Source organism: Brachyspira pilosicoli (genome assembly GCF_008016535.1).
Classification (GTDB): domain Bacteria; phylum Spirochaetota; class Brachyspiria; order Brachyspirales; family Brachyspiraceae; genus Brachyspira; species Brachyspira pilosicoli_A.
Map to the genome: position 1 here is coordinate 58517 of NZ_SAXY01000035.1, position 10973 is coordinate 69489.

8 protein-coding genes, 1 tRNA gene and 1 pseudogene are annotated in these 10973 nt (G+C 25.0%); 5 read left to right on the forward strand and 5 right to left on the reverse strand.

Translation table 11 applies throughout. The annotated features are described in order from the left end of the window. The first annotated feature begins 306 nt into the window (after positions 1-306). Both EPJ72_RS05685 and EPJ72_RS05690 read left to right on the forward strand, forming a co-directional pair. A complete protein-coding gene (locus EPJ72_RS05685; RefSeq protein WP_147731243.1) occupies positions 307-1347 on the forward strand; it encodes a thiamine biosynthesis protein in 1041 nt (346 codons plus the stop codon). Between the two features lies 1 nt (position 1348). Further along, positions 1349-2962 (forward strand): hypothetical protein, encoded by a 1614-nt coding sequence (locus tag EPJ72_RS05690; RefSeq protein ID WP_147731244.1) that lies wholly within the window; start codon positions 1349-1351, stop codon positions 2960-2962. 6 nt (positions 2963-2968) lie between these two features. Here the strand turns inward: EPJ72_RS05690 and EPJ72_RS05695 are convergent, their stop codons facing one another. Then, entirely contained in the window at positions 2969-4324 is a 1356-nt protein-coding gene (locus EPJ72_RS05695; protein ID WP_439897264.1) for a hypothetical protein, read from the reverse strand. A gap of 86 nt (positions 4325-4410) precedes the next feature. Here EPJ72_RS05695 and pepT point away from each other — a divergent pair, with 86 nt between their 5' ends. Together pepT and EPJ72_RS05705 are read left to right on the forward strand one after the other, a co-directional pair. Then, positions 4411-5643, forward strand: a complete 1233-nt coding sequence (pepT, locus tag EPJ72_RS05700; RefSeq protein WP_147731245.1) for a peptidase T — start codon at positions 4411-4413, stop codon at positions 5641-5643. A gap of 15 nt (positions 5644-5658) precedes the next feature. Next, the gene (locus EPJ72_RS05705; RefSeq protein WP_147731246.1) at positions 5659-6765 is read left to right on the forward strand and encodes a glycosyltransferase family 2 protein; all 1107 of its coding nucleotides are present in this window, start codon (positions 5659-5661) and stop codon (positions 6763-6765) included. Here EPJ72_RS05705 and thiL read toward each other — a convergent pair. The 3 genes and pseudogenes from thiL to EPJ72_RS13425 form a co-directional block, all read right to left on the reverse strand. Continuing rightward, complete coding sequence (gene thiL / locus EPJ72_RS05710) at positions 6762-7715, reverse strand: thiamine-phosphate kinase (RefSeq protein ID WP_147731247.1); 954 nt, start codon at positions 7713-7715, stop codon at positions 6762-6764. The two genes, EPJ72_RS05705 and thiL, sit on opposite strands and share 4 nt — an antisense overlap. Positions 7716-7782: 67 nt before the next feature. After that, a tRNA-Thr gene (locus tag EPJ72_RS05715) sits at positions 7783-7855 on the reverse strand. A gap of 104 nt (positions 7856-7959) precedes the next feature. After that, a pseudogene (locus EPJ72_RS13425) lies at positions 7960-8269 on the reverse strand (transposase); the annotation flags it as partial. 292 nt (positions 8270-8561) lie between these two features. On the opposite strand from EPJ72_RS13425, the gene EPJ72_RS05725 reads away from it, so the two are divergent. Further along, the gene (locus tag EPJ72_RS05725; RefSeq protein WP_147731248.1) at positions 8562-9566 is read left to right on the forward strand and encodes a hypothetical protein; all 1005 of its coding nucleotides are present in this window, start codon (positions 8562-8564) and stop codon (positions 9564-9566) included. 99 nt (positions 9567-9665) lie between these two features. Here EPJ72_RS05725 and EPJ72_RS05730 read toward each other — a convergent pair whose 3' ends face one another. Continuing rightward, positions 9666-10745 carry a DnaB helicase C-terminal domain-containing protein gene (locus tag EPJ72_RS05730; protein ID WP_242004935.1) on the reverse strand — a complete coding sequence of 360 codons (1080 nt, stop codon included), beginning with the start codon at positions 10743-10745 and terminating at the stop codon, positions 9666-9668. Positions 10746-10973: the final 228 nt, after the last annotated feature.

Sequence of the window (10973 nt, forward strand, 5' to 3'; positions counted from 1 at the left end):
GTCAAAAGAACCAAAAAGTGCAAATATTTAACTTTTATATATAGGAAATATATAAAATAATACCATATATTTTTAGATATATTTTATAAAAATGCAGTCTTTTTGCTTCTTTGTGTCACGCCACAAGAGCATTTCCTTCGGTCGTAAAAGAAATGGAGTACGGGGCAAAGCTCTGCAAATATTTGAAATTAAAAAATATAACTTTTTACAGATTTTTAATATATATTAAACAAAACAAATTATTATTGAATAAATTATAAAATAAATATATACTCAAAAAAATTATTAAAATAAAGGTAAGTATAAATGAAAAAAGCTAAGGCTATTTTACTTCTTTCCGGCGGGCTTGACAGTATGCTTGTGGGGGCTATATTAAAAAGAGAAAATATCGATGTTATTGCTATAAGATTTGTTACTGGGCTTGAATATCCTGTAATTAAAAATGAGCTTATGAATATATATTATGATGACCCTGCTAAAAAGGCTGCTGATTTTCTTAATATTCCAATAAGATTTGTTTCTTTGAAAGATAAATATATCGATATGTTTTTAAATCCAAAATATGGTTATGGAAGTTCTATTAACCCTTGTTTGGACTGCCATATACTTATGCTTAAAACTGCTAAAAAAATAATGGAAGAAGAGGGATTTGATTTTATTGCTACTGGAGAGGTTAAAGGTCAAAGACCTATGAGTCAAAAATCTCAAGACCTAATTAATTCCATAAGAGAAAGCGGACTTGATGGAAAACTTTTAAGACCATTATCTGCAAAACTCCTTCCAATCACAATAGCGGAAAGTGAGGGGCTTATAAACAGAGAAAATCTTTATGATATATATGGACGAAGCAGGCAGGTTCAGATGGAGCTTGCCAAAGAGTTTGGTATAGATGATTATCCTATTCCTTCTGGCGGCTGCTGTTCTATAGTTGATAAAAGTTATGGAAGAAGATACGAGGAGTTGGTTTCTCATAATGGAAGAGATATTGTTAATATGGAGCTTATGCAGTATTTGGCTATAGGAAGGCATATAAGAATTGATAATAATGCAAAACTCATACTCGGCAGAAATGAAAATGAAAATGATGCATTAGAAAAGAGAGAGAGAAAAAACGCCATTACATTTAGACCAAATTATAATAAAGGACCTTTTGGTTATTTAGAGCTTTATGGTGAAGTTGAGAATATAAAAGAAGCAGTATTAAAATCTGCAAACATAATGGGGTATTTCTCTAAAGAAGATAGTAAAACTTTGTCTATAACGGTTTCTTATGATAATGATGAAAAAGAGATAATTGAGATAGATAATAAAAAATCTAAAGAAACACAATTTACACAGATATTATAATATGAATGAATATAATTCCAAAAAAAGATATTTAGGTGAGTTTTATACGCCTTTGATATTTGCCAAAAAATCTTTAGAGTATATTAATGATGTTATTTCTATAGATGAATTAAAAAGCGGTAATTACAGAATATGGGATATGGCATGCGGTATAGGTAATTTAGAATGTTATTTAGATAAAGAGTTATATAAATATTTGTATATGTCTACAATAGATGAAAAAGATATTGATTATTGTAAGGAAAAGTTTAGAGGAGCTTGTTTGTTTCAATATGATTATTTGAATGATGATATAATTGTTTCTGAAAATATTTTTAATTATCAAAAGCTTCCAAAGAAATTAATAAAAGATTTAAATAATAAAAACTTAAAATGGCTAATATTTATAAATCCTCCATATGCTACAAGTCAAGTTGCAGGTACAAATTCAAAAAGCAAAAAAAATGTTAGCATTAGCAAAATAAGAGATATTATGCACTCTGAGAAATTAGGAGAATCTTCAAGAGAGCTTTATGCACAGTTTATGTTTAGAATATACAGAGAGTTTTTAGAGAGAGAAGTTTATTTAGCAATATTTTCTAAGACAAATTATATAAAATCAAACAACAATGAAAAGTTTAGAAACAATGTTTGTAATTATAAGTTTATGAATGGTTTTATATTTTCTTCTTCTAATTTTGACAACACTTCAAAAACAACTCCTTTTCCTGTGAGTTTTATTATATGGAAAGTTTCAAAATTGTTTAATATAAAAAAAGAAAATATAGTATTAGATATACTTGATGATAATGGAAATTTGACTATTAAAAAAAATTATAGTGTGGTTTCAAGAGAAGAGTTATTAAATAAATGGATAAAAAGAATAAGAACAACATCATCATTTGTACCTTTATCATCTGCTATAGTTGTAAAAAAAAATGGAAAAGATATAAGAAACAAAATATGCGATGGTTTTATAGGCTCTCTTATGAGCTGCGGAAGTGATTTACAAAAACAAAATCTCACAGCAATATTTTCTGCTCCTCAGGCTTCTGCAGGTTCTCTTTCTATCACAAAAGAAAATTTTGAAAAAGCTATGATTATACATGCTGTTAGAAGGAGTATAAAAGTTAATTGGCTTAATGGAAGTGAGCAGTTTATCATTCCAAAAAAAAGTTTTTCTGATAATTTTAAAAATGACTCTATAGTGTGGAGTTTGTTTTCTACTTCTAATCAAACATCTGCTATGGATAATGTTTTTTATAATAATAAATATTACAAAATAATTAATCAATTTTATCCTTTTGATTATAAAGAAGTTTATTGTAATAATAGCTTTTTTAGTTATGATGGGGAAAGTAGGTTTGTATGTGATTATTTAAAAAATATTTCTTTCACAAAAGAAGCTAAAGATTTAATTAATATTTCAAAAGAGCTTTATAAGTATTTTTATAGTAATGTAGAAAAAGTTAATGTTGATAAATTCAAAATATCTCTTTGGGACAGCGGTTTTTGGCAGATAAGAAAATCTCTCAAAGATGCTTCTCTTGCATTGGATATTTTAAAAGAAATAAAAATAAAAAGAAACATCTTAAGAGAAAATATTTTAAAAGAAATTGATAATTTTGTTTCTTAATTATATTTATTTACCCCAAACTCCTCCAAACTTAAAACTCAAACCTATATAAAAATCATTGTCTACAGTATAATGCCCGCCATCTTTTGCCTCATAAGATATTACACCTACTTGATATCTATCTTCAAGCTCATAGTATTGATAATTATTTTTATACACAGGATCGTAAGTAAATGTATCTGAAATCATAATTTTAAAATCTTCTGTAACATTAAAAGTGAGTTTTAAAAATGCTCTATATTTAGGCTGAAAAATATCTTCACTGTTTGAATAAATATTATTATCATATACTCCAACATGTGCTGTAATATCTATAATCCATAATCTTCTCGCCTCAAAGAAAAGAAAACCGCTCATAGCATAATAAGGTTTATTTCCATTAAATGTCTGCACAGAAAAATCAGTATAATACCCTTCATTATAGTGATGTTTATTTGTATTATTTTCTCCCGGAAAATATTCATTATATCTTCTTATTCCATGTCTAAACCAAAAGCCTTCTATACCAACAGTAAATCTTCCATCTATTCCATTTCTAAAATAGAAAAAAGCATTAACACTATCTCCCCATTCTTTTATAGGTATAGAGCCTAATTCTGTCACTATTCCAGCCACTCCAGTATTTATATAGTCATTACTGTATGATATTTTAGCCATTAACCCTTTAGAAGAATTAGCATCAAGCCCCATCTCTCCATTAACCATACCAACTCCAATAAACACCCCGTAAAATGATGACTCTATCATAAGCCCTGTATCGTATCTTGGTATAAGCTGTGTTTCATAGCCTATAGGCATATCTCTTGGCCCTGATAATACAGTTGCTTTGTTGCTGCTTACTGTGTTAAAGTAAAATAGTGTAGGGAAATATGATGTCATAGGTATATTTTTTGTGTATGGCTCTAATACTCCAGCTCTTATGCCTATATATTTAAAATTTACAAATAGATTCATTTTAGAAAAATCGAAAACAGGAGGCGACATATCTTTATAAAACCTTGCTTTATGAGATAATGGCTCATAAAATCTTGCGTTGATATTTGCTTCAATAGATGCATATTTATATTCTTTTATATAATGCAAATCTCCATAAAGAAGTACACCTAATGTATCTTCGTTTCCTGTTTGCTCTATTAAATCGCTCATTCTGCCGTATGCTGTTAATTCTAATGATGCACTTAAAACCCCGTATTTAGCGGAGTTGGTATTTGTTGTTTGTGCATTTAGGCTTATTGATGAATAAATAATAATTATAAATAGTATTTTAATTAGTGTTGTGTTGTGTTGTGTTGTGTTGTGTTGTGTTGCATACATATTTATTAAATTATCAATATATTCATTTATTTTTAAAAAGTATAACATAAACAAATTAAAATATCAATTAAACAATATATTGAATATTTATTCTTTTCTGATAATATATAAATATTAATTTTTAGGATAATATTATGAAAGCTCATGAAAGATTTATAAAATACACTACTTTTGACACTTCATCATCATCTGCTAATAATAATAAAACTCCAAGTTCTATGGGGCAAAGGGTGTTTGCTGAATATTTATTAAAAGAATTAAAAGATTTAGGGGTTGATAATTCTTATATTGATGAGAAGTCTTTTGTATATGCTACAATTCCCGCAACTAAAGGAAAAGAAAACAAACCAAAAATAGGTTTTATTGCTCATTTAGATACTGTTGAAGATGTTAGCGGAAAAGATATAAAGGCTAATATAATAAAAGATTATGATGGAAAAGACATAGTTTTAAATAAAGAAAAAGACATAATATTTAGTGCTAAAGATTTTAATAATTTAAATAAATATATAGGTTATGATTTAATAGTAACAGACGGTACAACTCTTTTGGGTGCTGATGACAAGGCAGGTATTGCTGAAATTATGACTATGGCTGAAACTATAATGAAAGATAAAAGTATAGAACATGGTGAAATAAAAATAGCATTTACTCCAGATGAGGAAATAGGTTCTGGAATAGAGTATTTTAATGTAGAAGGGTTTGGAGCTGATTTTGCTTACACTGTAGACGGAGGAGAATTAGGAGAAATAGAATACGAGAACTTTAATGCTGCTTCTTGTAATGTAATTATTAATGGAGTCAATGTTCATCCTGGTTATGCTAAAAATAAAATGAAAAATGCTTTGCTTCTTGCTATTGAGTTTAACAATATGCTTCCTCAAAATGAAAAGCCTGAATATACAGAAAATTATGAAGGGTTTTATCATTTATCATCTATAGAAGGAAATGAAGAAAATGCCAAACTTGAGTATATAATAAGAGATCATAACAGAGAAAAGTTTGAAAATAAAAAAGAGTTTATAAAAAATATTTGCGAGTTTTTGAATAAAAAATATGGTGAAAACACATTTGAAATTGAGATTAAAGACAGCTACTACAATATGAAAGAAAAAATACTTCCTCATATGCATTTAATAGAGAATGCTAAGAAGGCTTTTAATGAATGCGGTGTAAAAGAAAGAATAGTTCCTATTAGGGGAGGCACTGATGGGGCTAGGCTATCATTTAGAAATTTGCCTTGTCCTAATTTATCTGCAGGGGGTGAGAATTTCCATAGCAGATTTGAATATATTCCTGTTCAATCTTTAGAGAAGATGACTGAGGTTTTACTAAAAATAGTAGATATATATGCTAATTATCAATAATAGGAGATATTTATAATGCCGAAAGTTTCTGTTGTTTTACCAATTTATAATGTTGAGAAATATTTAAAAAAATGTTTGGATAGTGTTGTCAATCAAACTTTAAAAGATATAGAGATAATCTGTGTGAATGATTGTTCTACTGATAACTCTGAAAGTATTATCAAAGAATATATAAATAAAGATAGCAGAATAAAGATTATTAATCATAAAGAAAATCAGGGATTAGGTTTCTCAAGAAATAGCGGTTTATTAGAGAGCAGGGCAGATTATGTTTCATTTATAGATTCTGATGATTTTGTGTCTGAAAACTTTATTGAAGAGTTATATAATACTGCTTTAAAAAATGATGCTGATATAGTTTTTACAAATAATATATATACATTTAATGAAGCTGCTAACAATATAAAGCATTATTATCATAATAGATTAAACATATGGAAGAAGAAATTTAAAAACTCTTATATTGAAGGCATTAGTAATTTTAATGTTAATACTTCAGAAAAAGAAAATACGCCTGAATATCCTTTGGTTGTTGCTTGGAATAAATTGTATAAGAAAAATTTTTTAATAAAACATAAATTACTATATTCTAAATATAGATTAGCTGAAGATGTGGATATGTTTTATAGGTTTTTAGTTTATAATCCAAAAATGTATTATAATAATAATGCTAAATATTATTATTTACAAAGAAGTACTTCTTTAGCAGGTAATGTTTCTTATACTAAAAATATGCCTTTAGCAATATTAGAGGTTTTTGAAAATGTTTTTAATTATTATAAAGAAAATAAGAAGGAATTACTTATAGATTGTAATTATTATAATTTCTTTTCTTTGCTTCATACTTTTAATAATTATAAAGCAGACAATAAAAATGAGTTTTATAAACTTTGTCATAACTTAATGAAAGAACTTGATGTTGAAATAGATAGAAAAAAATATGCATTCTATTCTTATAATGTTTATATAATGAAAACTTATGATGATTATAATGTTTATATAGACAAGATAGAATCTATAAAGAAAAAAGTATTTTCTATTGCTTGGTGGATACCTTCTATAACTCTTAGGGAAAAATACAAAAAATATGCTTTAGATAAAATTGCTAATAGTAAATTTTAAATATGATTGTATCCTTTATATTTAAAATTTACTTCTTTGTTATTTTTATCTATAAACAAAACTCTATTTTCTTGATTTAATGATGTTATTTTTCCTATTTTGATAAGATTATCTTTTTCTTCTATATTGTCATCAGTTGTAAATAACACGGCATAATCCTCTCCGCCAGTGAGTATTGATGTTAATACTTCTTTGTTATTATTATTAAAAAATCTATTAACCTTTTGCCAATTAGATTCTTCAAATACTTTAGCATACAAATTAGACTTCTCTGCTATATGAGATAAATCTTGTAAGAGCCCATCGCTAATATCTATAGAAGAGTTTATTTTGTATTTTTTTATTATTTCTTGCCACTCATTAAAAAAAAGTTTTGGTCTTAAATGAGTTTTTACACTTTCATCATCATAGCTATAATTGTCAGATAATAGTTTTTTTAATCCTAAGTCACTTTCGCCAACAATTCCTAAAACATAAATATTATCATTATCTTTTGCTGTGCTTCTAAGTATTGCTTTATTTTTTTCTATTTCTCCGATTAATGTTATAGATATAAAAAAATCATTATTTGAACTAGTGGTATCCCCTCCTGCAATTTCAATATTAAATGGTTTGCATGCTTCTAAAAAACCGTCATACCATTGTAAAATATTTTCTTCTGTAATATTTTTTGGTATAGACAATGATACAAACACACTCTTAGGAAAAGCCCCCTTACATATAATATCGCTAATATTAACTTGTGCAGATTTATAGCCAACATCATAAAAAGAATAATATTTAAGACTAAAATGTATATTTTCAACTAATATATCTGTTGTTACAAGAATATCTTTTTTATCGCTAATATTTTTTAACACAGCACAATCATCACCTATATTGATGTTTGAAGTTTTATTAAAGTTATTTGATAGTTGTTTTATTTTTTCTATAAGTTCAAATTCTTTCATATTATGTTTTGCAGTTATATTTTTATTATTGGTGCATTAATTATTAAAAATATTTTACAAATTAAAAAGCCAACCATGGGGATCGAACCCACGACCCACGCATTACGAATGCGTTGCTCTACCAACTGGGCTAGGTTGGCATTATTTTATAATTATAACAGTATTATATGCTTTGTCAATTTTATTGAAATTTCGTTAATTAGAGTAAATAATTTGTTATGTAGTGAAGCGAAACATATTGCATTTAGATATTCTTTAATTTCTCAAAGTAAACAAAAGACATATCATAATTTAAAGCAGAATGTATTCTTTTATAATTCCAAAAATGATTATTATTTTTGTAGCTTTTTATTTGCTTTTTCTAAAGTTAATTCTTTAGTTCAAAAATCATAAAGTTCTTTTTGCTCTTATGTTTGTGTATTCTCAACTATTCTATTATACTAAGGAGAAGCGACTGGATTATAAACTCTTTTAATATGATTTTTCTTACAAAATATATCCAATAAATGTTCTGTATCAAATAAATGTTTATGATAAATAAATTCTATTCTATTAGACTTTTTATAAAATCAATAGTATTATCAGAATTTTTTTACTGTACGAATGTCTAAAAGTCATTTAATAATAATTTCTAATATTAAATCTTGTGCTTTTTTTATTTTTTACTCTGTTAATAATTAATACTATATTTTTGCTAATTTGAAGTATATTCTTTTATAGGTATTCCTTTAAATTTGAGCTATTTATATTATAAGGAATACCTGCTTTTTTTAAACTAAAAAAACGTGCAATATCTGTGGCTCCTAAACATTTTTTTGATATGATTAATATCAAAGGTATTGTATTATGGCTAAAAGTATATCAAAAAATAAATTTATTAATAAACCAATCAATGTTCCAAGATTAATAGCAAAAGCAGAAACTTTAACAAAATATGATATTTCTCAATCACAAAAAAAAGAAATAGAAAAAAAACTTGGAATATTAAAAGATGAGTATTTTAATTTAAATGGTGCTTATCCTTATGTAATAGATTTTATTAATTATATGTGTACTTTTTATAAAGATGATAAATATATACATAGAAAAAATAATAATTTAGAAACACATTATTTAATATATAAAAATAGTTTTTTTAATGTTGCTTTAGGAGAATTTCAAGAACAGAGAAAGATATTGGAGGTAGATATTTACCGTACTCTTAATAAGTTAGATAAATATGGAATGCCTGTAAAACCTAAAGTGTATCCTCTAAATGCTACGCATTCAATACATACAGATGCTATAAGATTTAGTATTATAAATAAAGATATCAATAATAAAATAGAGAATTTAAAAAATATTAATGGAGAAGTTTATTATTATGCTATAGAATTCTTAAAACCTATTTGGAATTGTTTATTAGGAGCAAGAGGAACAGAAGGATACATAAGAATACCTTCTCAGTTACAGGCTAAAATAGTTCATAGTATTAATAAATATAAGAATGATCCTAAATTTACAAAATATGGAAATTTTGGCAAGTCTATTAATTATAGACAATTATTTCTGTATTTAAGTCTTCATGATAATGGAAAAAGTGCTGAAATAGAGTATGATTTTAAAGATATTATAAAAAAATGTTTTAGACAAAATACTCAAGTAAAAGGAGATCATATTTTTCTAAAAGATAAATCTAAAGCTTATAATTTTATCAAAAAAGGATTAGAATTATTTAATCAAATGGCTTCTGATGGTTTAATAGATAAAATTAATATTTTACCTTATGCTTTAAAAATAAAAAGCGATTCCATTGTAGTATCATTACATAGAGAAAAAACAAATATTCCAAAATTTGAAATTATCAATTAAAATATATTATAATAAAGTAATACTATTATAATACTTTATTATAATAAGTATATATAATTGTAATATAATATTGTAATAAAGTAATACCATTAGAATTTATTAAAATATAAGATCATCAATATTTTCTGTATTATATTCTTCATATTTATCGTTATTACTTATATATATTTTATTTGGAGTTGATATGATATTGTTATGTTCTTCAAATTTACTAAATGTATAAATATTCCTAAAACTAGTAAATACTTTATTTTTTTCTCCTGATTTATTTTTAACAATATATAATTTTGTATTATAATTATCTTGATTTTCTATACTCTCTAAATTAATACATAAATCAGAAATATTTTCTATTTCACTAGTTTCCCTATATCTTATTAAAGTATTAATGTTTGCTTCTTTTGATCTGTTGAATTGACTTAAAAGTATCATCATACAATTAAATTCTTTTTGTATATATTTTAAATATGAACAGATTTTATTTAATCCCTCTCTTAAATTTTTACTATCATGATCTATTATTTGTAAATAATCTATAATAACTATTATTCTAGGTTCTTTTATCTTTAATTTATCAATAGCATTCTTTTTTATTTTTAATAATTCAGAATATATATTATATATATTTAATTTTTCGAATATAGCAATTCTTCCGCTTAATAATACATTTAAATCATTTTTATTTTTATTGACTAATTTGATAAAATCACTTTCATTATTATTATTTATTAATTGTAATATCATTTTTTTTATAAGAAAAATTTTACTATCATCTAAGGAATAAAATGTTAGTATACTATCATCATTATTTTTTAATATTTCTAAAGCAAGCTGGCTTGCAAAGGAGGTTTTTCCAGCAGAACTTTCCGCTCCTATAGTAATTAGTGAATTTTTTAAGAAGTCTTTTAAAGCTATAAATGAAGTATTTTCTAAATTATAGCTCTTGGTATTTTTTATTAAATGTATAAGATGTTCAATGCTATCATTGTTCAGTATATTTTCTTCAATATTAATATTGCTTTCATTTAAAATATTAAATTCTTTTAATATTTTATCTATTTCTAATATAGAACTATCAATATTATCATTATTAATAGAATTTAATTTTTCTCTTAATACACTTATAACTTCTTTTTTTAAATAATCTTCTTTATTTATAATTAAATCTTTATCAATCAATTTAATTCTCCATATTTTAGATTATATTCTTTTTCACTTAATGTTTTTTTTATCTATAGTAAGTGATAATAGTGCTTTATTAAAATTTTTTTCTTTTTTTATGTCATGGAGCCATAGATATTGTACTTTTACTTGCTATAATATTTTTGATTCTTTCTTTGATTGTAATATAACCTAACGAAGAAATCAATCTTTGATTGTTATAAAAATGTGTATATTCTTTTAATT